General features: G+C 39.3%; 21 protein-coding genes. 3 read left to right on the forward strand and 18 right to left on the reverse strand.

Translation table 11 applies throughout. The annotated features are described in order from the left end of the window. The first annotated feature begins 204 nt into the window (after positions 1-204). Entirely contained in the window at positions 205-1,128 is a 924-nt protein-coding gene (locus D1B31_RS12500; RefSeq protein WP_118921126.1) for an EamA family transporter, read from the forward strand. A 76-nt stretch (positions 1,129-1,204) separates the two neighbouring features. Here the strand turns inward: D1B31_RS12500 and D1B31_RS12505 are convergent, their stop codons facing one another. From D1B31_RS12505 to hmpA, 6 genes are all read right to left on the reverse strand, one after another. Further along, a complete protein-coding gene (locus tag D1B31_RS12505) occupies positions 1,205-1,864 on the reverse strand; it encodes an AraC family transcriptional regulator (protein ID WP_118921127.1) in 660 nt (219 codons plus the stop codon). Positions 1,865-1,905: 41 nt separating this feature from the next. Further along, positions 1,906-2,076, reverse strand: a complete 171-nt coding sequence (locus D1B31_RS24275; RefSeq protein ID WP_158587533.1) for a hypothetical protein — start codon at positions 2,074-2,076, stop codon at positions 1,906-1,908. A gap of 121 nt (positions 2,077-2,197) precedes the next feature. Continuing rightward, entirely contained in the window at positions 2,198-3,373 is a 1,176-nt protein-coding gene (locus D1B31_RS12510) for a M20 family metallopeptidase (protein WP_118921128.1), read from the reverse strand. 2 nt (positions 3,374-3,375) lie between these two features. Further along, positions 3,376-4,605, reverse strand: coding sequence for a Zn-dependent hydrolase (locus D1B31_RS12515; protein ID WP_118921129.1), 1,230 nt, complete (start codon positions 4,603-4,605; stop codon positions 3,376-3,378). A gap of 15 nt (positions 4,606-4,620) precedes the next feature. Continuing rightward, positions 4,621-5,832, reverse strand: coding sequence for a hypothetical protein (locus tag D1B31_RS12520; RefSeq protein WP_118921130.1), 1,212 nt, complete (start codon positions 5,830-5,832; stop codon positions 4,621-4,623). A 320-nt stretch (positions 5,833-6,152) separates the two neighbouring features. Beyond that, on the reverse strand, positions 6,153-7,367 hold the full coding sequence (gene hmpA, locus D1B31_RS12525; protein ID WP_118921131.1) for an NO-inducible flavohemoprotein: 1,215 nt from the start codon (positions 7,365-7,367) through the stop codon (positions 6,153-6,155). A gap of 242 nt (positions 7,368-7,609) precedes the next feature. Between hmpA and brnQ the strand changes: the two genes are divergently transcribed. Beyond that, positions 7,610-8,959 carry a branched-chain amino acid transport system II carrier protein gene (brnQ, locus tag D1B31_RS12530; RefSeq protein ID WP_118921132.1) on the forward strand — a complete coding sequence of 450 codons (1,350 nt, stop codon included), beginning with the start codon at positions 7,610-7,612 and terminating at the stop codon, positions 8,957-8,959. A gap of 235 nt (positions 8,960-9,194) precedes the next feature. Then, complete coding sequence (locus D1B31_RS12535) at positions 9,195-11,096, forward strand: M48 family metallopeptidase (RefSeq protein ID WP_118921133.1); 1,902 nt, start codon at positions 9,195-9,197, stop codon at positions 11,094-11,096. Positions 11,097-11,233: 137 nt separating this feature from the next. Here the strand turns inward: D1B31_RS12535 and D1B31_RS12540 are convergent, their stop codons facing one another. The 12 genes from D1B31_RS12540 to D1B31_RS12595 all read right to left on the reverse strand — a co-directional run bounded on the left by D1B31_RS12540 (position 11,234) and on the right by D1B31_RS12595 (position 24,331). Next, complete coding sequence (locus tag D1B31_RS12540; protein WP_118921209.1) at positions 11,234-11,704, reverse strand: divergent PAP2 family protein; 471 nt, start codon at positions 11,702-11,704, stop codon at positions 11,234-11,236. A gap of 231 nt (positions 11,705-11,935) precedes the next feature. Then, positions 11,936-12,838, reverse strand: coding sequence for a cation diffusion facilitator family transporter (locus D1B31_RS12545; RefSeq protein ID WP_118921134.1), 903 nt, complete (start codon positions 12,836-12,838; stop codon positions 11,936-11,938). 244 nt (positions 12,839-13,082) lie between these two features. Beyond that, entirely contained in the window at positions 13,083-13,796 is a 714-nt protein-coding gene (locus D1B31_RS12550; protein ID WP_118921210.1) for an RluA family pseudouridine synthase, read from the reverse strand. Between the two features lie 190 nt (positions 13,797-13,986). Further along, the gene (locus D1B31_RS12555) at positions 13,987-15,255 is read right to left on the reverse strand and encodes a cytosine deaminase (RefSeq protein WP_118921135.1); all 1,269 of its coding nucleotides are present in this window, start codon (positions 15,253-15,255) and stop codon (positions 13,987-13,989) included. After that, complete coding sequence (codB, locus tag D1B31_RS12560) at positions 15,245-16,519, reverse strand: cytosine permease (protein ID WP_118921136.1); 1,275 nt, start codon at positions 16,517-16,519, stop codon at positions 15,245-15,247. Before codB ends, D1B31_RS12555 begins: the two co-directional genes overlap by 11 nt. Positions 16,520-16,831: 312 nt before the next feature. Next, on the reverse strand, positions 16,832-18,109 hold the full coding sequence (locus D1B31_RS12565) for a hypothetical protein (protein WP_118921137.1): 1,278 nt from the start codon (positions 18,107-18,109) through the stop codon (positions 16,832-16,834). A 1-nt stretch (position 18,110) separates the two neighbouring features. Further along, positions 18,111-19,319: a hypothetical protein gene (locus tag D1B31_RS12570; RefSeq protein ID WP_118921138.1), complete on the reverse strand. Its 1,209-nt coding sequence runs from the start codon at positions 19,317-19,319 to the stop codon at positions 18,111-18,113. A 180-nt stretch (positions 19,320-19,499) separates the two neighbouring features. Continuing rightward, a complete protein-coding gene (locus tag D1B31_RS12575; protein WP_118921139.1) occupies positions 19,500-20,729 on the reverse strand; it encodes a hypothetical protein in 1,230 nt (409 codons plus the stop codon). A 2-nt stretch (positions 20,730-20,731) separates the two neighbouring features. After that, the gene (locus D1B31_RS12580) at positions 20,732-21,145 is read right to left on the reverse strand and encodes a hypothetical protein (RefSeq protein WP_118921140.1); all 414 of its coding nucleotides are present in this window, start codon (positions 21,143-21,145) and stop codon (positions 20,732-20,734) included. 660 nt (positions 21,146-21,805) lie between these two features. Further along, entirely contained in the window at positions 21,806-22,801 is a 996-nt protein-coding gene (locus tag D1B31_RS12585; protein ID WP_118921141.1) for a CHAT domain-containing protein, read from the reverse strand. 200 nt (positions 22,802-23,001) lie between these two features. Next, positions 23,002-23,241 (reverse strand): DUF1883 domain-containing protein, encoded by a 240-nt coding sequence (locus D1B31_RS12590; protein ID WP_118921142.1) that lies wholly within the window; start codon positions 23,239-23,241, stop codon positions 23,002-23,004. 367 nt (positions 23,242-23,608) lie between these two features. Continuing rightward, a complete protein-coding gene (locus tag D1B31_RS12595) occupies positions 23,609-24,331 on the reverse strand; it encodes a M48 family metallopeptidase (protein ID WP_118921143.1) in 723 nt (240 codons plus the stop codon). Positions 24,332-24,340: the final 9 nt, after the last annotated feature.

The following is a 24,340-nucleotide window of genomic DNA, read 5'->3' on the forward strand; positions in this document are numbered from 1 at the left end:
TTAAAAATAATGAATCCTAGTGAGTAATATTTGAATTTATGATTGCCTCTATTCATGAAAATAAAAAAGGGTGCCTGCCATTCCCGAATCATATCAATGAATACATGACATGATCCGGGTAATGACAGGCACAAACTTAAGCTGAAGCTGCTTATTTATGATATAATAGTTTGGTTATGTATCTGCATCATGGAGGTATCACAATTGAAATTAAATAAAGGCATTCTCTATATATTAATCGGTGCTTCGTTTTTTGGCTTTACACCGATATTTGCTAAATTGGGGTTTAGCAACGGCTACTCACTTGGCCAAATCAATATTGTTCAAATGTTGATTTCCTCGTTCTTATTGTGGTCTCTTGCGCTCTTGAAACCATCTAGTTTTAAAGGACTTACTAAGAGGAATATTCTTCAGATAATGATGATCGGCTGTTTTATCGGTTTAACAAGTATCTTTTATTATGGTGCATTAAAGTATCTGCCTGCTTCTTTAGCCATCATTTTAATGTTCCAATTCGTCTGGATTGGTATCATATTAGAATGGATTTTTAGCAAAATCAAGCCCGCTCCTGTAACAATCATGTCCATCATCCTCATTTTAATAGGGGTTGTTTTTGCTTCGAATGTGTTTCATGGGGACATCCAGGGTCTTCCAGTGAAAGGTTTCATGTTTGGGATTTTATCCGCATTCACCTATGCCGGATTTATTTTTTGCAGTGGAAAGGTCGCTGTAAATGTCGATTCGCGGATTCGAAGCGCTTTAATGGTGACAGGATCCTTGATTTTAGTGCTGATCCTGTTTATGGGGGAAATTCCATCTGTACTTCCGTTGGAGAAAAACCTGTTAACGACTGGAATTGGCGTTTCGTTATTCGGATCAGTTCTTCCTCCGCTATTTTTTGCAGTGGGCATGCCGTTAGTTTCCGGAGGCATCGCCAACATTTTAACATCGATTGAACTGCCTATCGCAATTGTTTCGGCGAGCATTATTTTGTCAGAAACGGTCACGCCGCTTCAGTGGTTAGGCACAGCAATTATCCTAGCAGCAATTGCATTTAATGAACTCGGACCGAACCTGTTCCGAATTAGAGAGCCTTTTCCCGAACAAAACGAGCATCTGAATCATTGATAGAAAAATTGCCTGTCACTCACCTAGTTTTGTCGAAAATGATTCGACAAAATGTAGGTAATGGCAGGCACTTGTTTTATGTTTCACGATATTTTCTGATCATCTCGAGATATTGCGTATCCCCTAGCCCAAGATGTTGGAATTCTACAATTAATTTCGTTACAAGCTCTGCTTCTGGCATATGCTGGTGCTTTTTAATAGTGCGAATAAGGTCACTATCATCTTTAAGATAAGCTAAATACAATTCGATTCCGTTTTTTAATACGTCTGGAAAAATGGATTCGGGGGATTTTTTTTGAATCAAAACTTGTTTGTAAATTGGATCATATCCCTCTGCTTTCAAGCTAAAACTTTCCTTACGTTCATACTTATCCCCGACTATATGCAGTTCAATAGACCCCATATAACCCGTCTGGTCCAACCAGGCTAGGATTGTCAGAATATTGATCTGACAAAACATATCTCCATCAAACCATAAGAAAAGATGAGTATAATTTTTGCAAAAGAGGGGTTTCAATGGTTTTAGCGTGATGTCAGTATATTGTTCAGTTGTAACGTGATGAACCTTAGCCCGTGTTTCGGTGAATTGAGGAGAAAATAAATCGTCACACGTGTCTCCATAACACATCGCCTCGTTAAAGGGAATCATCCATTCTTCTTCGAGAAATTGTGTCTTTTTAAAATGGTCATACATAACCTGTCCATTTAAAATATGTAAGGTGTTTTTTTGAGTCATATAACTAGCTCCTTTGAGTACTGCCTCTTTATATATACCAATTAACCGGAGTTGTTCATTTGGCTGTTGATTTCCGCTTCGGGTACACTCTTTCCGCGGGGCGTCAGTGGAGCCTCCTCGGCGCTTAAAGCGCCTGCGGGGTCTCCACCTTGCCGCTTCATCCCGCCGGAGTCGGTACCCTTCGCTCCAATCAACGTAATTAAAATAAACATACTCCTATAACACAGCCTTAATAAAAAGCATAGCCAGCTATTCCTCTAGCTGGCCTCATCCTACACAGACAATGTCTATATTAGCATCTGACATTCTTTTCGACTATTCCTTATTTCATTTCTATTCGTTTAGGTATGCCCAGGCGTATTGAGCATAGAGTTCTGCGCCAGTTGCAAGGGCGTCTTCGTCAATGTTGAATTTGCCGTGATGGTGGGCCCATTGAGTGTCTTTTTCAGGGTTGCCGCTGCCAACAAGGGCAAAGCTGCCAGGAGCCTTCATCATGTATTCACTAAAGTCCTCGGCGCCCATGGTTGGCTTTTCATGATAGATGACCTCCGCACCAAATGCTTCAGCGGCTGTTTTTTGCACGAGTTTTGCACTCTCTTCATCGTTGATGACAGCCACGGTGCCATACGTGTACTCTACCTCCGCCGTTGCTCCATAAATTGCTGCTACTTGTTCCGCGTAGTTTCGCAGCTGCTGTTCAATATGGTCCTTCACCGTCGGATCGAAACAGCGTACAGTTCCCTCTATCACAGCATTTTCAGCAATGACATTGAATCTTGTCCCGACCACCATTTTCCCGACAGTTAACACAGCTGGCTGCTGTGGGTCAATTGTCCTCGATACGACTGATTGAACATTCATCACAAAAGAGGAAGCAACGACCGCTGCATCAATACAATCATGCGGGATGGCCCCGTGGCCGCCCTTCCCTTTAAAGGTGACGGTAAATAGATCTGCGGATGCAAAGGATGGGCCTGGCGTACAGGAAACAGTTCCTGTCGGCATCTGTGACCAAATATGGATACCGAAAACATTGTCCACTCCGTCCATTGCTCCCTGTGATACCATTGCTTTCGCTCCAGCTGCTATTTCCTCGGCCGGCTGGAAAATCAAACGGACATTGCCCGGCAATTCTTCTTTGATTTCATTTAGCGCTTTAGCGGCAATGAGCAGCATCGCCGTATGGGCGTCATGTCCACATGCGTGCATCTTTCCCTCTTCTTTTGATGCATAGGGCAAATCCTTATTTAATTGTTCAACTGTCAAGGCATCCATATCGGCTCTTAACGCAACGGTTTTACCCGGATTTCCCCCTTCGATGGTCGCAATAACCCCTGTTGGTTTTGTCTTACGATAAGAGATTCCCAGGTTCTCAAGGTATTCACAAACAAAGGCCGTAGTCTTAAATTCTTCAAAGGATAATTCCGGTTCACTGTGGAACTTTCTGCGTAACTCAATTAATTCCTCATTGTACGCTTGAATCGCTTTCGCTAATTTTGCATGGATCACTTTTATTCTGCCTCCGTTAATGTCTTAGCTGCTTCATATAAAATAGCTGTTGCGTTTGCAATTTCTTTGGCGTCCGACCATTCCTCCGGACAGTGGCTTAGTCCGTTCTTGCTTGGAATAAACAACATGGCTACATCGGTCACCTCGGACATGACCATCGCATCATGGCCTGCCCCGCTGTTTATCGAACAGTATGGAAGGTTCAACTCACTGCATTTCTCTTTAAAAAGTGAAATGATTTCTTGATTCATGGCCTTTGGCGGCATATATAATTGCTGCTGCACAGATGTCTCGATTCCATTTCCATTATAGGCTTCGATCAATCCAATGACCTCCTCGACTGCATGAAGGACGTGCTCTTCTTTTCCTGACCGTATATCGACCGTGAATACGACCTTATCAGGAATCACATTTGCCCCATTTGGCCAAACGTTCAAGCGGCCGGTGGTAATGACGGTTCCTTCCCCTTCACTAGAGGCGATCTCGGGGAACCGGGCAATCATGTTGGCTGCCGCAACTAATGCATCCGCGCGGCGGTTCATTGGGGTCGTGCCCGCATGCCCAGCCTGCCCTTTAACTGTCACTTCTAATTGGGTTAACCCGACAATGGCCTCTACCATTCCTATAGGAATTCCCTTTTCTTCAAGGATAGGTCCTTGTTCAATGTGCAATTCCAGGAAGGCCTTCATCGTTTTTGGGTCTCTTTTTTTCGAAAGAGAAGGGTCGAGGCCGATTCTCTTCATCGCTTCCTCCGTTGTCACCCCATCTTTATCTTGTAACCTCAGAAACTCTTCCTCGCCCAACAGACCGACGATTCCCCTCGAGCCCATCAGGCCCCCGCCAAATCTCGTTCCTTCTTCTTCTATCATGGCAACGACTTCTAACGGATATTTGGGTTTGAGCCTATTTTTCAAAAACAGACCAGCAACCTCGAGTGCGGCCACCACTCCGGTAGGACCGTCGTAGGACCCGCCGTTTGGTACTGAATCAAAATGAGAACCGATCAGCACACTCGGTGCATCCTTTAACGTACCTTCCACCCTGCTAAAAATATTGCCTAGACCATCTTCTCTTACTTCAAGACCATATTCCCTCATTTTTTCCTTCAGATATTCGCGGGCTTGTAAGTCCTCTTTGCTATAGGTCAGCCTCGTTGTCCCTTTGCCCGGGGTAGCGGTAAATTGACTAAGTGCCTCGATATGCTTTTCAATTCGTTCCTGTAAACCTATCAATGCTTTCCCCTCCAATTACTTCAAGAATCCAACAAAGATGCCGGCCAAGATGACTGAGACAATCGTAACTGTTATAAAACCACCAACCAGCATCGGCGGCAGCATATGGCTTGTCAGCATGTCTCTTTCTTTTTCGTCATCCGTTAACGACTTTATGACTTCATTGGTAATAATATAATCAGCTGGAAACCCATACAGGGCGGTTAGGGAAACAGCGAATGCCATATGCTTGCTTACCTTTAAAATCTTTCCGGCGATAAAGGAGAAAATATACATCCCGATCACGGCCAAAATAATCGTGCCGACCAGCGGGTATACAATTTCGAGCATCATACTTGGTGTTGCTTGTTTTAAGCCGTCAAAAATAAACAGCATCAGTACCATTAATGCCATGCCAAAGCCATTGGCTTTTTGTAAGACCTGTCTTTCCAAAAAGCCTGCACTTGAAGCAATCACCCCAAACAATAAACACAGAACAAACGGGCTGATGGAAACAACCGGTGCTGCCAAGGCCGAAACCAAATAGGCAAGATAAGCTACAAGCGCAAGCCTAAACAGCTTAAAGAAATCGGTGTTATATTTTTCTGGCAAGTTTTTAACAAGATTAAATTTCGGTTTGGCTGTCTCTGAAGCGGCAGCCACCTCTGACTGTGCAGTTTCTTGCTCTTTATAGGCGGTCATCTGTCCGCTGCGATAGAGGGTTAACAGCCTTTTCCCTTCTTTCTTTAATACGACTGAGGTGATTGGATAACCGGCAAACCCTTGCGCAACATAGATGACGATGGCAAAAACGGAAAGGGAAGTAAGGCCTGCTTCTCTCGCACCTTCAGACATGATAAGAGCGGATACGACTCCACCCACTAAAGGAGGAATCGCGACAACAACTGTCTTAAACCCAAAAATAAGACTTCCCACTGTCATTAAGATGGCGATAATACCAACAATTCCAAAAAGAGCTATAACGATTGTTTTCCACTGTTTTTTTAATTCTTTAAGGGATAATAATGTACCCATGTTAGTGATGAGTAAATACATCATCATAGTAGCCACTACAGGCGGTACACCTGCTATGGAGACAATGTCTTTCGGGAAGAACGTCCAATAACCTGCTAGGAATAGGACGGCACAGACAAACATGGACGGTACCCAGGCTTTCGTCCGTACAGCAACTAAGTCCCCAATCAACAGGATGCCTACAATAATCACTAGCGCCAGCATTTGTGACATAAGCTCACTTCTTTCTCTAAGAGGTTTAGTATATTTAGTGTTACGAAAAATAATGTAATAGTAGAATAATAGTATAATTGGACTGTTCAGTCAATTTTAAATTTTTCTATTTTTTAAGGGTAATCGCTTTCATTGTTGAATCGTATAGGGTTTGAAAGTTTTGCTTTTACAGTTTTGCAAAAAGTTTTTAAGAATAACAAAACAACCCCTCTCCAACCAAAATAGAGGGTGCTGTTCCCTTTTCTTAAAAAAAAATAGATCTGGCACCTACAAAAGGTGCCAGATCATTTTAAGATATTCGACATGAAGTTTTATACCAATTAAGCTGTCAAGTCACCCTTCGGTCCAAAAAACTCGTAGTGGATTTTGTCTTCTTTTACATCTAATTCTTTTAAGGAACGGTAGATGGCCTTCATGAATGGAGTCGGGCCACAGAAATAGAAATCCGCCTCTTGAATTTGTACATTTTCCTCCAACCACATTTTAGTTACATAACCTTCAACGTCAAAGCTGCCATTTTGACGGTCTTCTTCTGTGGGCGAATCATAAAAAACAAAAGAGTTTACGTTTTCTTTTTCGGCGATGACATTTACTTCATCACGTAAAGCATGGACGTTGCTATTTTGAGCGGCATGAATAAATGTAACCTCCCGCTCCGGCTGAACCTCAACCACAGTATTTAACATACTCATCATCGGAGTTAGTCCAACACCGCCGCTGATCAATACGACTGGTGTTTTCTTCTGCAAATCTAAGACAAAGTCCCCGGCTGGTGCGCTGATTTTTAGCTCGTCCCCTTCCTTCACATGTTCATGAAGATAATTGGACACTTTGCCATCTGGATTTTCAGGACTTGTTTCCCGTTTTACGCTAATGCGATAGTGGTTTCTTCCTGGCGCATCGGAGAGACTGTACTGCCGAACATGGGTAAATTCCTCACCAGACATCTCCAATTGAATGCTAATGTATTGGCCGGGCAGAAAATCAGCAATGGATTTATTATCCTTCGGTTTAAGGTAAAAGGATGTAATCACATTACTTTCATCCACTTTGCGGTCGACAATAAAGGAACGGTATCCACCCCAGCCGCCTTTCTGTGTGGCTGATTCTTCATACATCTGTGCTTCAATACTAATAAATGCATCGGCAATTACACCATACGCTTCGGTCCAAGCCTCAATGATTTCATCCGTTGCGGCATCACCAAGTACATCCTTGATTGCTAGGATGAGGTATTTACCGACAATTGGATAATGTTCCGGTTTAATCCCCAGGCTGCGATGTTTGTGGGCAATTTGCTTAACCGCTGGCAGAATGGCTTCAAGATGATCAATATACATCGCAGCAGCATACACCGCACCTGCAAGCGCCTTTTGCTGTTTGCCCTGTTTCTGGTTTGCATGGTTAAAAACATTCAATAACTCAGGATGCGCCCCGAACATTAACTCATAAAAGCGAGTTGTAATTTTTTCTCCATGCTGTTCTAAAACAGGTACAGTTGATTTTACAATGTCAATCTTATGTTGATTTAACAAACCAAACACTCCTTTGTTAACACTATATCTACGTTGTTTATTATAGAGAATGCTAACCAGGGACAGTGTGATTTAAATCACACCAAAACGAATGACTTACTATCTGTTTTCTAAGGCTGGTATCCTGATTCAAAGATAACCATTGAAGACATCCATCAAATCTGAAAGGTTCCTTATATTGCTATAGCTGACTCCTAAGATAGATGTTAATATAATGACATCCATCTAGAAGGAGCAAAAATATGAAACAAAACACATCATTTTCTACCTATGCCATCATTGGGACGATGCTGTTCGGAATGTTCTTTGGTGCAGGAAATTTAATTTTCCCGATTCAAATGGGGCAGCTCGCCGGCACAAATTTTTGGCCTGCTTTAATTGGCTTTCTTATTACGGCAATCGGTCTTCCATTTTTGGGGATATTAGCCTTTGGGTTATCGGCTAGTAGTGGACTGCGTCATTTAGCAAGCCGGGTCCATCCAGTATTTGGCGTTGCCTTCTCAATAGCGCTTTACTTAACCATTGGACCTTTTTTTGCCATTCCGCGGACAGCTACGGTGCCGTTCGTGGTCGGCTTTGAGCCTTATATCCACTCTGCCCATGGCAGTTTATATTTAGGAATCTTTAGTTTATTATTTTTTGCGATTGTCTATTATTTCTCTTTGAATCCAGCAAAAATAATCGACTATATCGGTAAATATTTAACTCCTGCATTTTTATTGTTTCTATTCTTATTAATCGTCATTGCCATTGTCAACCCAATGGGTCCATTCGATAAGCCAACTGGCGACTACAGCAGCTTAGCGTTTATGACGGGCTTTAAAGAGGGCTATAATACAATGGATGCTCTTGCATCCCTCGCATTCGGCATCGTCGTGATCCAGGCCATTAAGGGAAAAGGCATTACCAATACGAAGGAAATTGCCAAAGTCACTTGGAAATCAGGTATTTTCGCCATGGTCCTGATGATGCTCATTTACGGACTTATTACCTATATGGGGGCATCAAGCGTTTCGGCTATTGGATCCTACGATAATGGCGGGTTAATCTTCGCGGCAGTGGCCCAGCATTATTTCGGATCATTCGGAAATATTTTACTAGCCATTATTATTGTCCTCGCTTGTTTAAAGACGAGCATCGGACTTATTACGGCTTGCGGTGAGTTTTTCAATAAACTTTTTCCAAGAATCAGTTATAAATGGTTCGTTCTGCTGCTATGTCTTCTGTCATTTTGCATTGCCAACTTTGGGTTAACCAATATCATTCAATTTGCGGTTCCCGTCTTAATGTTATTGTATCCTTTAGCTATTGTTTTAATTTTATTATCCTTATGTTCACCCATCTTTGCCCATAAGCAGAGTGTATACGCAACCGCAATCTTCTTCACTTTTTGCGTTAGCTTCTTTGACGGCTACAGCTCGTTAGTCGCCAGTCTACCCGGTGCGTCTTTGTCTTTATTTGAATCCATAAAACTGTTCTATCAGCATTATTTACCGCTTTATGTGATTGGGCTTGGCTGGATGATACCTGCGCTAGTTGGTGCATTAATCGGTTTTTTCTGGCCAACGCGGGCGGCAAAAACAATTCAATAACCCTTGTTTGGAACCGGCTTATGCCGGTTCCTTTCTTTAATTTTACGCTCACTTATTGTGCGGCTGCTCACATCTCTGTAGTTCGTTTTTTTATCATTAAGGACATATTTTAAAAGGACAAATCCAGGAGACTATAAAAACATAAAAAACAGGATTTTCCAAAAACAGGACTATCCCATCTGTAAAAAACATGATTTAATGGAGTTGATTGGAAGAACTTGAAAGGGGTAGAGGCATGACAAACGAGGAGTTTGAATTACTGGTAAGAAAGCTTGAGAAAAAAGCGGAAGAGAATCCTGGGAGTTACCGTTTTAAGGTTCTTCTCTTAACGGCACTTGGCTACGGGTATATTTTACTCTCTCTTGCACTGGTTTTATTTTTTCTTACTATTTCAGTCCTGTATTTGGCAGACGGGCATTTTACGTTTGGCAGCTTAAAAGTATTGGCCATAACCGGGGGACTATCATTTTTCATTATTAAATCCCTTTTTGTTAAAATGCAGCTGCCCCAAGGGCATTATTTAAAGGAAAATGAAGCGCCTGAATTACAGAAAGCTATCTCGGATATTAGCAATAAGCTTAAAACACCTAAAATTCATGCGATTGTATTAGACGATGATTTTAATGCAGCTGTTTTACAGCATCATAAGTTTGGTTTGTTTGGTCCGAAGAAAAATATTTTGCTGATAGGAATTCCGCTGATGTCCAGTTTGACCCGGGAACAGTTCATCTCCGTATTAGCCCACGAGTTAGCACATATTTCACATTCAGACACGTCGTTCGGTGCGATGATTTACCGTGTGAGAATGACTTGGGCACAGCTTATGACATCCTTAGAAAAAAATGAACAATTTGGAACTTTCTTATTCCGGAAATTTATCCAATGGTTTTATCCTCGTTATTCGGCTCATACGTTTGTCATGGCCCGCCAGGAGGAATATGCTGCCGATGCCGCAGCTGCTAGGGTAACCTCTCCAGAAGCAGTCCGCGATACTTTATGTGCCATTTCAATTGGCGCGCAATACTACTATGAAGATTACTTTAAAGAGCTTTTCGAAGAAAGTTCAAAAAACAATGCAGTACCGCAGCCATACTCTCAGTTTTTCAATAAGTCACAAAGGCTCGATCCGGTAATTGCCAATTCATTTTTAAAAAATCAACTCGATAGGGAAAGCAGCGTATTCGATACCCACCCTTGCCTGACTGACCGGTTAAAGGCTATCGGGATGACTTCAAATATTCCAAAAAATGAGGAGTCGGCAGTTGACTATTTCTTTTCCAATCCGGAATCAATCCTGCAGCAATTCAATCAATCTTGGCTTGAATGGAATGGTGAAAAGTGGAACGACCATATTGCTTCCTATAATGAAGCAAAAAATAGATTGCAAGAATTAGAGAATCGTAAGGAGCTTGATCTCCAAGGAAAATTCGATAAAGCAGTTCTGGTCCGCCAACTTGTTGGCAATGAACCGGCGGCTGCCTTGCTTGAGGAAATTATTGCCCAATATCCCGAGGAGGGGATTGCCCCCGCTTACCTTTCACTCGGAAATATCTATTTGCATAAAGAAGAAACTGCCCAAAAGGGTGAGGTTTTTATCAAAAAATCGGTGGATATTGATTGGGAGCTAAAGGAAGAGGCCTTAGAGTCTCTTTGTGAATATTACTATTATACCGGCCAAATGGAGGCCTTTGAAGAAGCTAGAGCCCAGCTTGAAGCATGGCCAAATATCATCGAGCAGTTCGATGAAGAATTTGCCGCCCTCAGCTTTGATGACCATTACGTCCCACACAATCAAACTCCGGAGGAAGTTGCGGCAATTGTCGACGAACTTAGCCGCCACAATGAAATTTCAGAGGCGTATCTTGTTCGTAGAGTCATTGAGTTAATTCCCGAAAGAAAGGTTTATGCGCTGGCACTTACCGTGCAAATTCCAGAAGATGTTGAGCAAGAAGAATACACTGATCAATTATTAGAAAAATATGCTCAAGAGTTCCAAATTCCTGAAAACATTCATTATTACATTTTGAATGGCTTTGAGGATTTTGAGAAAAAGGTGAAGGAAGTTGAAGGTTCCTTCATACTTGGGCATGGACAACCTAGGAAACGCTCCGCTCAGTATGTAAGTGAATGGAACTAAAAAAATGCCTGCCACTCCTGGAAATCGCCGTTTTTTTGGCAAAGTACAGGTCGTGCCAGGCATCTTTTTTTACGGTATCATCAAAAAATGGCTTCTCCCAATCCAAGCTGTGGAAAGGCCTCCACTGGAAACTAAAGCTAAAACGGATAAATATAATACGTCCCAACCGCAATCAAAATCCCCGTAATGATACCGAAAAACACCTCGAGCGGTTTATGGCCCAGCAATTCTTTCAGCGGTCCCCTGTACTCGGTTTTCTCAAACTGGTGGTCCCGGATGGAATCAATCAGACGATTAAAGTCGTCCAGCAACTTATTCAATGTGGCCGCATGATACCCCGCATGCCTGCGGACCCCGGTCGCATCATGCATGACAATCAGGGAAACCACCAGGGCAATCGCAAACTCGTTTGAATCAATGCCGGTTGTCATACCGATCGCTGTCGTCAAAGCGATAATCGAGGCCGTATGCGAACTCGGCATACCGCCGGTGCTGAATAGGAGATTCCACTGCAGCCTTCCGGTTGCCAGGTAATGAATCGGAATTTTTACAAATTGGGCTATCAGGACGCCCAAAAGAGATGCCAGGATTGGATATGACAAAAACATGATCCTCCACCCTTCTTTCATTTTAACGCCCAATGTAACTCCGTTTTGTTTCTTAACTATATCTGATTTTAAAGTGGTTTGTACATATTTGACGATTTGCGATTAAAACAACTGCCTGTCACTCCCCGGATCATGTCGTCAAAAATTCGACAAAATACGGGCGGTGACAGTGGTACCGCCATTTACTATCGGTTTCGGCAAGTCAAATCTTTACCCATGATTATAATACTTTCAAATTTTTTCGTCATACCATGGATTTAAATGGATAAGAACTTCATCGACATCAACGTTTTCATCCATAATGGTCTTCTTTATTTTCCGTATAATATCGTGCCCTTCTTGAATCGTTAATTTTCCGTCGACACTAGCACGAAGGTCGACTAAAATATAATGCCCGTGTTCCCTGGCACGAAGACGATCGATTCTTCTCACTTCTGGCACTGAACGAATCAGTTCAGAAAAACTCTCCAGTCTTTCTTGCCCTACACTTTTTTCCATTAGTGTGTCGAGCGCTTCTTTTCCCATTCCATATGCAAGTTTAAAGACTAAAACCGTTACAATGATTCCTGCAATGGGGTCCCCGTAAGATAAAAACTTAATGCTGTAATGGTCTCCTGCGAGTCCGAGCCCAATCCCTGCGACAGCTGCTAATGAAGCATAAACATCTGCAAGATGATCGTAGGCAGTCGCAATCAATCCTTTACTGTTCACATCTTTACCGATACGAATTGTGTAGAAATATAAACCTATTTTCAACACAAGCGAAAAAATGGCTGTCATAAATGCAATGATGCTTGCTTTTTCAGGTGCTGAAAAGAACGCCGAAATAGACTCGTATGCAATATATATGGCTGCAGCACCCAAAATAAGCGCGACAATTCCAGAACTAATCACCTCTGCTTTGCCATGGCCATAAGGATGATCATCATCAGCAGGAAGCTTGGAAATTCGCATTGATGTTAACGCCGCACCACTCGCGACAACATCACCTGCATTATGATACCCATCCGCGAGCAAAACTGGGCTATGAAATATGATTCCGACAACAATCTTTAAAACGGTAAGGACAATATTGCTGATTAAACTAATCCACCCCGCAATAAGCGGCGCTTTGTTGCTCACTACTTGCTTCAATCATTTTACCTCCCTACAAATTGTTTCCCTTGGGCAAAAAAAACCTTGACCATCTCCAGTCAAGGTTTTTTTGTGAAAAAGTGTATTTTAATTGAGCGATTAAATGTCAAAATCATTTTATCACCTACGATAAGTTTCGGATTTTATTATTGTAACATTAAATTGAGACACTTAAAACAGTACGTATCGTCTCTCTCCGAATAGTGTCAAAAAAGAACGGACAAAACGTGGACGGTACTTGGCATTACAACGAAGTAGAAAGTTCCGCAAATTCTCGGTTTGTAACAAGCTCCCATAAATCCCAAGGATCATTAACTGGCGGGATTGAATAAACTTCTATTGGTTCCTTCCCGACAGGATGCTCGAAATGAATCGAATGAGCCCAAAGTGCAATTTGTTGTCCCGGTTTAGTAAGATGTTCCCCGTATTTTTGATCCCCGAAAATCGGATGGCCGATGGTAGACAACTGGACCCGGATTTGATGGGGTCTTCCTGTGTGAAGATTGACAGAAAGGAGGCTGAATCCTTTTTTCGATGCCAGAACCTCGTACTCAAGCACAGCCTTTTTTGCGTTTGGATGATCAGGAGAAACAGCCGACACCTTATTCTTCCGATGATCCTTATGAAGATAATGGACAAGTTGTGCCCTTTTCTTGTTAGGGGTTCCATGAACAACCGCTAAATACTTTCGTTCAATCACATGTCTGCGTATCATATCCGATAATCTGGAGGCGGCCTTAGACGTTTTTGCAAACACCATGACCCCGCCAACTGGACGGTCCAGGCGATGTACAAGTCCCAAATAAACATTACCCGGCTTTTGGTATCGTAATTTCAGGTCATCTTTTAACGCAGTTAACAAATCAAGATCGCCACTACTATCTTCCTGGACAGGAACGTTAATTGGCTTTTCTACCAAAAGCAGATGGTTATCTTCAAATAATATTGGTATATTCATAAATTCCTGGTCTCCTAAAGGCATAATGCCTCCATGATAACATTATTTCAAGATAACTCCCACCACTAAAGCGAGTTACACTCTGGAGAGGGCTGCTTCAATGCACCTTGGGCTTCTACTCAAAAAAACCAGCCTCATTAATTGAGCAGGCTGGTTTTGAGAAAGCAGTTTTCATATCGGACAGTTAATTCTATTTAGTAAAATTAACCCTTTCCTCTTTTTGCCCCAGAGTGATGGTTGCCTCACTTGGTTTTGTTTCAGCAATTATTTTGCCATTTCTGAAGGAATACCTAACCGTTGCTTGCTTGCGAATCGCTTCGTATTCGTTTTCCGCGGACAAGACGATGAAGTTAGCTGGTTTTCCTTCTTCAATTCCGTAATTCTCTTCAATTTGTAACGTTTTTGCACTGTTTTTCGTAATTAAATCAATGGAATCAACAATTTGATCATAGCCCATTAGCTGTGAAGCATGGATGCCCATATGCAAAACTTGAAGCATGTTCCCCGTTCCTAGCGGATACCATGGGTCAAATATGTCATCGTGGCCAAAACAAATGTTTAGTCCGGCCTCTTGCAGCTCTTTTACGCGAGTCAGGCCCCTGCGTTTTGGATACGTATCGAACCTTCCTTGAAGGTGAATATTTACAAGAGGATTTGAGACGAAATTAATGGATGAAAGCTTTAAAAGACGGAATAATTTATACGTATACGCATCATTATAAGAGCCCATTGCCGTTGTATGGCTCGCTGTTGTCCGAGTGCCCCATCCGCGCTTGTAAGCCTCCGCTGCAACAACTTCTACAAACCGGGATTGTTCATCATCAATTTCGTCACAGTGGATGTCAACTAATCTGTCATATTTTTCGGCTAGGTCAAAGGCAATTTTTAAGGAATCCACTCCGTATTCCCTTGTAAATTCAAAGTGAGGAATGCCGCCTACAACGTCCGCGCCCATTTTCAATGATTCCTCAAGTAAATCTGACCCACTAGGATAGGAAAGAATACCTTCCTGCGGGAACGCTACAAGTTGAATATCTACAAAAGGTGCCATTTCTTCCTTCACTTCAAGCATAGCTTTTAAAGCAGTCAGCTCCGGGTCCGTTACGTCTACGTGTGTGCGGACATGCTGTATGCCTTGGGCAATTTGCCATTTTAACGCTGTCTTGGACCTCTTTTTCACGTCTTCAATCGTTAGTGTCTCTTTTCGCTGCGCCCATCTTTGGATTCCTTCAAATAGGGTCCCGCTTTTATTCCACTCAGGTTCGCCTGCTGTCAAGGTTGTATCCAAATGGATATGCGGCTCAATGAACGGCGGAAGGACTAGGGAACCATCAACATCGATTATTTCCTTTTCATACCCCTCGCCAAGTTGTTGCGTAATTTTTTCAATTTTGCCATCTTCTATAAATAAGTGCCAAAGGCCATCTTTTCCTCTTAGCTTTGCATTTTTAATGATCACTGATAATCTCACCTTTACGATTTAGTTTGCTAAGTGATACTGCTTGTTGCGGAATAGTTTTCATTACAACCACATAAATGACGGCCGTTCCCAACAATGCATTGATCGGAGGGATCCCTGGTGCAACATTCGCGATGACGACACCGCCGACCCATGCTTCAATAGCAATCCAGTTTACGGCTTTAAATTTCATTGTTTCAAATGGTTGATAGTTTCTGCGCTTCAATAAAAAATAGTCCGCCAATATAATCGCTCCGATGGATGGCAACGTTGAGCCGAGAATCGTCAAGAATCCAACAAAGTTGTTATACAGCCACATCGCCGCCAGTGTTCCAACAATTCCATTGAAAACAACCACTTTATGTTTCGGTATTTTCGTGATATTGGAAAACCCAAGTCCTGAAGCATATAACGCGCTATCATTTGTTGTCCAAATATTTAAACCTAGAACGATGATTGCCGGGATTAGTAACCCTTGTAAAAACATGATGTCCGAAATGTCCGCTTTACCGTAAACCATTGCTCCGACTGCGCCAAATAAAAACATGAGCGAATTCCCTAGAAAGAAGGCAATGATATTAGCAGCCACAGCAGACCGTGATGTTTTTGCAAAACGTGCAAAATCAGGCGTTAGCGTACCAGCACTGATAAACGACCCAATACAAATTGTTAATGCCAAAGCAACACTAATGGCCTGTTTCGGTTCGTAAGCGAACAATTCATGAAATCCTCCAGCTGTGTTCGCCGCGTCGACCATCGAGTAACTGCCAAAAATCGCTATCGCCGGAACAGCAACCATTCCTAAGATCGTTAATGTTTTCATTCCAAATATGGCTGATACAGTCATCGCCAGACCAAAAATCGCTATTAAAAGATAAATATTGGCCCCAGTCGCTTTTGCAACCGGAACGGCAAACATCGCAAGCCCTACACCAAACCAGCCTACTTGGGTAGATGCCAGCAAAAATGAAGAAAGATAAGAACCCTTTTCACCAAATGAATAGCGAGTCAATAAATGAGTGGATAACCCTGTTTTTGCTGCAATATGGGCCAATGCACCTGTGTAAAGACCAAGTACAAGGTTACCTGTTAGCACAATCCAAATAAACTGTGTGAACGACAATCCCGTTCCCAATGTTCCCCCGGACCACATACTTGCTGAGAAGAAACTGAGTGAAAGCATTACCGCGAGAATTTTCCAAAACCCGTTTCGATTCGCCTTAGGCACCGCCTGTAACGAAAACTCTTTATCCACTTTTGACATACCATTTCCTCCTATTAAGTAAGATTTAAGAACCTGGTACTTTAGGAGATTGGGAATAAAAAAAGCTCCTTGCCATTTCTGACAAGAAGCTTTTCTTAACATAATGAACCATGGAAAACCTACACACATAGGTTGCCATAGCAATCATCATTATTTCCGCTGTCCTTGCCAGCCTCACGGGACTGAATTAAAGGTACCAGTATGCAATTAACAATCATTATTACAGGAAAACGATAGGTTGTCAAACAACATTCAGTTGTTATTTACCTAGATGCTCAATCATTTACTTATGACAAAGTTTTGCGAGTGTATCTAAATGAGGCTTAATTCCTCTAAGCGTTTTCCATATATATCATATAATTCTTCAATTATATTTAGAATAATAAAGATGATATTATTCCATTGTTCATCGTCATAATCTACATGATTATGTTTATAACTCAAATGCGCGATATTACATCTAATCGTGTATAGCTTTTCTGCCATTTTTTCTGAAATTTCTATTAGGTTATCTTCTGAACTCCTGGTAAACTCTTTCTTTAGTTTATTAAATAAAAAACTGATTTCCGACTCATTCGCAGTAGTATTATTTTCTACTAAATCTTTAAGATTATTTAGTGTTTCTTGACTAAGACTAATTTTTTCAGAACTACTTTTAATATTAAAAACTTCTTCTTTTAACTTCTTAAATAAGTATTGATTTGTACTAATTTTTTTAAATAACTTTGTAACGTCATTTACTTCCCGGCTTTTAAAGCCTATATTTTCAAGAGAATTAGCAATATTATTTGTATCCATTTTCAATTGTCCCTGTAAATAATCAATATGATAGATTGTATACAATTTTTCAATACATCTATATAACTCTAAATAGCAATGCTCCCAACTTGTGGATGAAACTGCTCTAAATAAAACCTTAGCAATATGCTTGCTATTTGGATTTTGTGTTAATTTTACATATTGCTCCAAAGTATTAAATAAAAAATTCAATGAAAATTTATGTCTATTTTCCGTCTCTTTCTCATTACTGATTCTCCATAAAATGTATATTCTAAATAAATCATTTTCGTTATTAATATCAAAAATTTTTTGATCAATTTCCCATACTTCGAAATCGGCATAGAAAGGTACTATTTCATTTATGTCATATATCACTTCTTTATTATCATTAGGCTGTAAACCAAATATTTTATCTACAAGAAGTAAACTTAGGTCAATTTCTGATTTTATGGCTACTAACTTTTCAGACATTGCAATTAACTTGAATCCATCTGCAAACTGTTCAATATCAGTAGCTTTTAATATGAATCCCGGAGAAAATCCATCCTCTAATTGGCTTGTTCCCGGTATAAGGACATATGACCGATTGTCAAATGAAAGCCCAAATATGTTTGTATTATAATTTAAAAGCACCTTATTAATAACATTACTATTTTTCAGAACTTTCATATTTTTATTGATATAATCATGATTGGATGGAGCAATTATTCTTTTCTCTGCCGGAATAATTCTTACCTTTTCCTCATCATTTATCAAACTTTCTAGTTGACCGAATATATTAATTATTGTCTCAATAATATTTCTTGCCATCTTAGATATTCATCCAATACTCGCCTAGTTTAATAAAGCCTTCCTTTTCCTCAAATATCATAGTAAAGGCTTTTTTAAATCCCGTTCTTTCTGCTTCCCCCACATTACTCTTAGGAAGTGTAGTTAGCCATTGATTTAGGATTTGAAAATCTAAGAATTCCTCTATTTCATCAATTGAATGTAAATCCGTATTCAACCTTGAAACAATTTCTTCAATATTTTCATTTAATCTAATTAATGCTTCTTCTGACTGTTCAGTATTTCTTTCTCTACCCTTTCTCCCGATTATTAGCTCCGTAGCAGCTGCAACGAAACCAACTCTAACAGGATGACTTGAAAACAAATCTTTCCCATTTGTAAATTTACCCTCTAACTCAATTCTAGACAAATCCAACCTTCCCAGTGCAAGATCTAACTTACACATAGCGATAAAAATATCTATGAACCTATCTAAACTTATTGATTGATCTAATGAGTCCATTAAATCTATTTTTTTGTATTCTTCAGCCAATTGTGAAGAAATATCAGTTTTTTCATTTCTAAGACTATATACCAAAAATAAATCTACAATTTGATTCTTATGAAATTCACCTGAATTTGTCCTACGGCCTTTATCATTTATATCAAAAAACTTTAATTGTGGAAATAATTCATTGTCTTTTTTTTCTACTAATTCTTTTATTGTTGTTATAATAGGTTTATATATAACCTCAACTTGTCGTCTTACATTCCAAGGAACTTGCCCCGTATTCAATACAAGCATCCTATAAAGTAGTTTACTAATATTAGTAGCTACCCAATACTCAACACGAACTTCTCTTTCCTCATTTCCTTCTAAACAGCCTCTATATATATTAGTTCTTTGCATTCCATCGATTATTGAAATATCTTCTATAGAATAGGAATTAAATATTCTTGCAAAATCGTAATTTAAATTTTCAGACTCCTTTAACATTGTTAATTCCTCTTCTTTTACAATTAACCCCAATACTACAGAAGGAAAAACTCCCCCATTTTTAAAATCTTTAATCATTCTATCCCTTATTTTACTAGCAGCTGCTGATTTGGAAATAACACTTCTTTGGCCTTCAATATTACCATCTTGTTTAAATGCGTAATCAGTTACGTAAGTATATTTCTCTAACTTGATAACTGTTGAGATAGATAACGCTGAAGCATTATAATCAAAGTTACTGTCAATAACTCTCATTCTAGCACTCTCCTTTTAGAACTATATCACCGTTAAACCAGAATTTTGATCTTTCTTTCATAATTATACCAAATATTTATTAAGCTTCATCAGGATTTTTATAACAGTAAAAAACCTTCTTTACTTATGATAAGGATCACCGTAACGTTGGATAGGGTAAACATTCATTAAAAAAGGGGGCTATTCAGCTCCCTTGATTTTATGATTAATATATTCTGCAATACCCTTCTTAGCATTAGGGGTAGTATAAGTAGATGCATTTACACTCATCATAACATTTTCTATGCTTCTTAAATTAAATTGATCTTTAAATTGCTTCGAATAGATTATCTTCCAATCTATATCAGATTCAACGTCAATAATTTTAAACCATCTTCTTATTGTATCAATTGCATAAATTTTTCCCACTATTTCCACTTCTCTTGTTGAAATTAGTTTTATTGCATCTTTTATTGTATGGAAAGTTCTCTCCTCTAACTTAAGTTTTTTATATCCAGCAAGGGAAACTTCGATTGTGCCTTTTTTATAGTAGGGCCTTATCATAGATAATAAGTTATACATATGCTTCCGTGCATTAATTAAATTACTACTCATCATTTGAACCACCGAATGAACATCTCCAGTTTCTGCTGCCGCTAACACCTTATATAATAATAAATAAGGTAGACTTGGTGGAGTATCGAATAAGCTTAGCTGTCCTTCATTATTTGGAGATAGTATTATACGTATACTCCCAGTTTTTAGGTATACTGCTGGTTCAGATAAAAGTTGCTTCCTCACTTTATCAATATTGTTATATTCTTTGCTAACTCCAACAATGAATGCCCTTAATGGATTCATGGTATTTAGCAGTTCATTTAATAATATATTAGGGTTTGAATCAACCCTTATTTCAAGAGGATTTTCTTTGTCTACAGTTATATTCTCCCCAAAAACTTCGACTCCAAATAAACCATCCTTACTTCTGATTAAAATATCATTTTGCAATGAACCTATATTAAATTCTGAAACAGCAGCGAGTATATGACCACTTAGGCTAGTGTATATCACTGCACCTACATTAGTATTTTCTACTTGGCCTACTAAGCTTCTGCCATCATATTCATCAGACATTCTTGCGTTAAAGAATCCTATCTTCAGCTCCGTATCAACTACAATATCTCCTATTTCCAAAGATGCTTCTTTGCTCTCTGAGGAAAGCTTTAATCCAATCTTGGAGCCGCTAAAAGTTGTAAAGTTCATAACAGATGTGATTTTCCAGGAATTAATGAGCATTTCATTTCTATATTGGTTAATATTATTCTCCTGCCCACTTATTACTTTAGACTGAACCCATGAACCTGTCACAATATATTCTCCAGGGGATAGTTTCATTGAATTATCAACATAACCCGCTATTCGGCCAGCCATTACTATCCCTCCAGATTTCTAAGTTTATCTTGATAGATTTTTATATTTATTTCAGTCTGTTTAATTTCATCTTCTGATAATTTTAGTCTATCGTTGGAAGCCCTTTCGATCAAACACTCCGCTACTTCAATCTCCCGCCTAAAATAATCAATAGACCCAACATCAACATGTCCATCCCTATGATATTGCAAAGCATGTCCTAACTCTTCATAAATCATGGCTTTCCTAAAAACATCGTCATTAATTGAAATATCTACCGCTCCTGTGTCAAGGTTCAGTGAAGCGGCACCCTCTGCTCCAAAAAAAGATAAAAATGATCTTACTCCAGGATCTTGAGAGCTTCTATAAACACTAATATGTATGTTTGGATTCATATATTCAAAGAATTTGATTATCTTACCAATTCTATCACTCATAGTATGCCCCCAAAACTAATTCGATAAAACAATTTTAAACTTATTTTCCATTAATAGCCACATGTTTCTTACTTTCTAAAAATCAGTTGATGATGTTAGCTTCTCATTTAGTAACAATTTAAGCTTTTCTATGGTGAGAACAGTATGCTCCTTACGATGAATTATTCTTTGACAATTTGAAAAGACAGGTTCTAAATTAGTAACTGGATTGATATCTTTTTCTTTATCAATTGAGAATAAGGGCTTCAGGATATGTGCCTGATACTCCCCGAACTTTGTCGATAAGAATTCGAAATAATATGGATAGTGACAGGCACCTCAACTTACCTGGTGATAATTGATATAAAAAATGTTAAAAAATTCATTATTCTCAATAAGGTCGCTCTTCTGCAGTATGGTGAAACTAATCGACTATAGAATAAAGATACAACATTACTTTAAGTTGATTATTCCAAAGTTATTTGCTGCACAGTAGTAGTCTAATATTGCAATTCAAGGACCGAATTAAGAGAAAGTTAGACAAGAAATTAATGATAGTATACTTTGAATTGGTACTAGTTATTTTTTCTAAAACTGATTGAATTAATAATCGTTTAAAAAATTTTTCTCATTAAAAGGGGTATAGATGTAATCGTTATATCTCCTAAAAACAACTATAACTTATAGTGCTGGTTTGACTAATATAATATCACTAGGTTTAAGGCCAGTCCGAGTGTATAACTCAGGTATTTCATCTCCTTCTAGTCCAGCTAAAATTAATGCAAGCTTCCCTTGTTCAAAAGCATTTTGTACGGATTTACCGAAGGCAATAGCAGAGTAAAACTGTGCAGCGAATTCTCTTGCAGCATCATCGTAGACGGCTTCATTCATACCTATTGCACAGTCAATATGTTCTGTTACAGCTTCTGCTTGTCCACTTGAAAAACAGTTGTTAAAAATTACAAGTTTAATAGAATCAGACATTGTTTTCATTAATAGAGTGACCGCCTCTTTGGATAAAAGACTTGTAGTTCCTTCAGTAGTTTCTAGTACAATGTCTTGGTCTGGAGAACCATGACCACTAAAGTGAATTATATGGGGCTGTACTTCATTTATAGCTTGTAATATATCGTTGGAACGTACTGCCCATCGAGATTGTAAATTGATTGAATCCCGGTATTCAGAAGCGCGTATTTTTTCGTGTATAAGACGAATTTCTTGGTCTAGTCTTAATGAACTCTGGTCAGTAGGATTGGAAGCTAAGAATAGAACGTTTATTTTTTCTGGAAGTAATTTGAAGTTAATTGATATGGGATTGGCTGATATTTCTTGACTAATTCTTTGTTGTTTTTTTAACTCATCTGTAATTGCTTTTGTGTGTCTTAACTCAGCAGTCTTATTCTTTTTTAATTCTCTATCCTCTAAGCGCCGCAATTGATCTAACGCTTGGTTTAAAGATTTAATTTTATTTGCTTTTTTTCCTTTAAGGTCACCTATCTTCTTTTGGGTATTAATCAATTCTCTTTGTTTAGAATTAAAGGTCGAGGTACTATTTGTTCGTTGTATAGTTTTCAATGCTTTTGCCAACTTTTCTTGTTCTATTCCTATATCTTTTTCAATATTAGCAATCTCCTTTTCTAAACCCTGAACTTTGTTGCGATACATTGTAACACTCATAACAGCCGCCCCCTTATTTTGTGTTTGAATCCATAAACTTAATTTGTATATCTATGTAATTTTAACAAATATTACCACCTTTTGAATATAAATTTCCCCTCTCTCAGACGATTACGTTTAGAGCAATCGTTTATCCATGTTGACTCATACCTCGAATGATAAAAAAAGACTACCGAAATTAATCGGTAGACAAAAATAGATTAATAGAATCGATATTTATACTGTCCCCCACCACGGACAATAAGATACCATCTTCCAGCTCCTACAACAGAAATGTTTACCGGTGTCCGAGTGTAGTGGCCGCCATAATACTTGAATTTACGTCCAGCTTTATAGTTTTGGAAGTTGATACTGTCTACGAGAAACACATCAGCAGCATGTTTCAGTTGGACTTCAACTGACAAGGAATTGTTAGTGTCAGCAAATGGGATTTGAGCCAAGATAACCATCTCCTTTAAAATATTTTTATCATAATTTGGAAATTTTAAGGGTGTTTTGGAGGAGGTCCTTCAGTTAAATCCAAGAGATTCACAAAGGGGAAGGATCCAGAATCAATCTATTGTTTTAATCTCGTCGGTACAACCGATACTATTCAATAAAATCTTGTTAAAGAGATATAGGTTAAGGAGATGTGCCTGTCACTCCTCGAACCTTGTCAATAGGAACACGACAGAATACAGGGGACAACAGGCACCTCAACTTAAGTACAACGCTTAATAACTATACAAAAAAGGCAGCCCTGTATCACAAATATAGATGTAGGAACTGCCCTTTGTTGTGTTTATCTAGTTATGTTTTTTTGGCTGTCTAAAGCTCTTTCACTATTTCTTCATCCAAGATTGCCTTCCTCTTTTCCCAATCAGGCATCAAAGCATAAAGAAGATTGTAAAAATCATCGCTGTGGTCGTTGTATTTAAAGTGGATCATCTCGTGTAAGATAACATACTCAATACAGTATTTTGGAGCTTTGATTAACTCCGAATTAAGTAAAATGGTGTTTGATTCAACCAAAGCGGAACCCCATCGTGCTTTCATAACCCGCATATCTACTATTGGCTTTTCAACACCATACTTTTGGACAAGCGGGTACACCTTATCCAATAGTTGTTGGAATGTACGATGCGCCTTCTCACGATACCACTCGTCCATTAGCTTCGCTTTCCTGCTGAAGTTATGACGGTCTTTCACAAATAGGTATATAAACCCCCGAAAATATTTTACTCCTTCTTCTTCCGTTTCCTGTACCTTTAAACGATACTGCTTGCCAAGATACTTGAACGATTCACCACTTACATACTCACGTTCACTTTGCTTGTACGGTTGAACCTCTTCAAACTGCTTTACCTGTTTCGTAATCCAGGCTCCCTTTCCTTTTACAAAATCATAAATAAAAGGAAGGGGAACAGCATCATTGGCAGATACCGTTATGGTCATATCTGGTTTGATATTAAGATTGACGTTTTTGACGTTTTTTCTTTCCAGTTCGAATTCTATCCTTTTTGACCCAAATTGGACTTGGTGCATTTCCATTTGTTGTTC

Source organism: Neobacillus notoginsengisoli, assembly GCF_003515685.1.
GTDB classification, from domain to species: Bacteria; Bacillota; Bacilli; order Bacillales; family Cytobacillaceae; genus Bacillus_D; species Bacillus_D notoginsengisoli.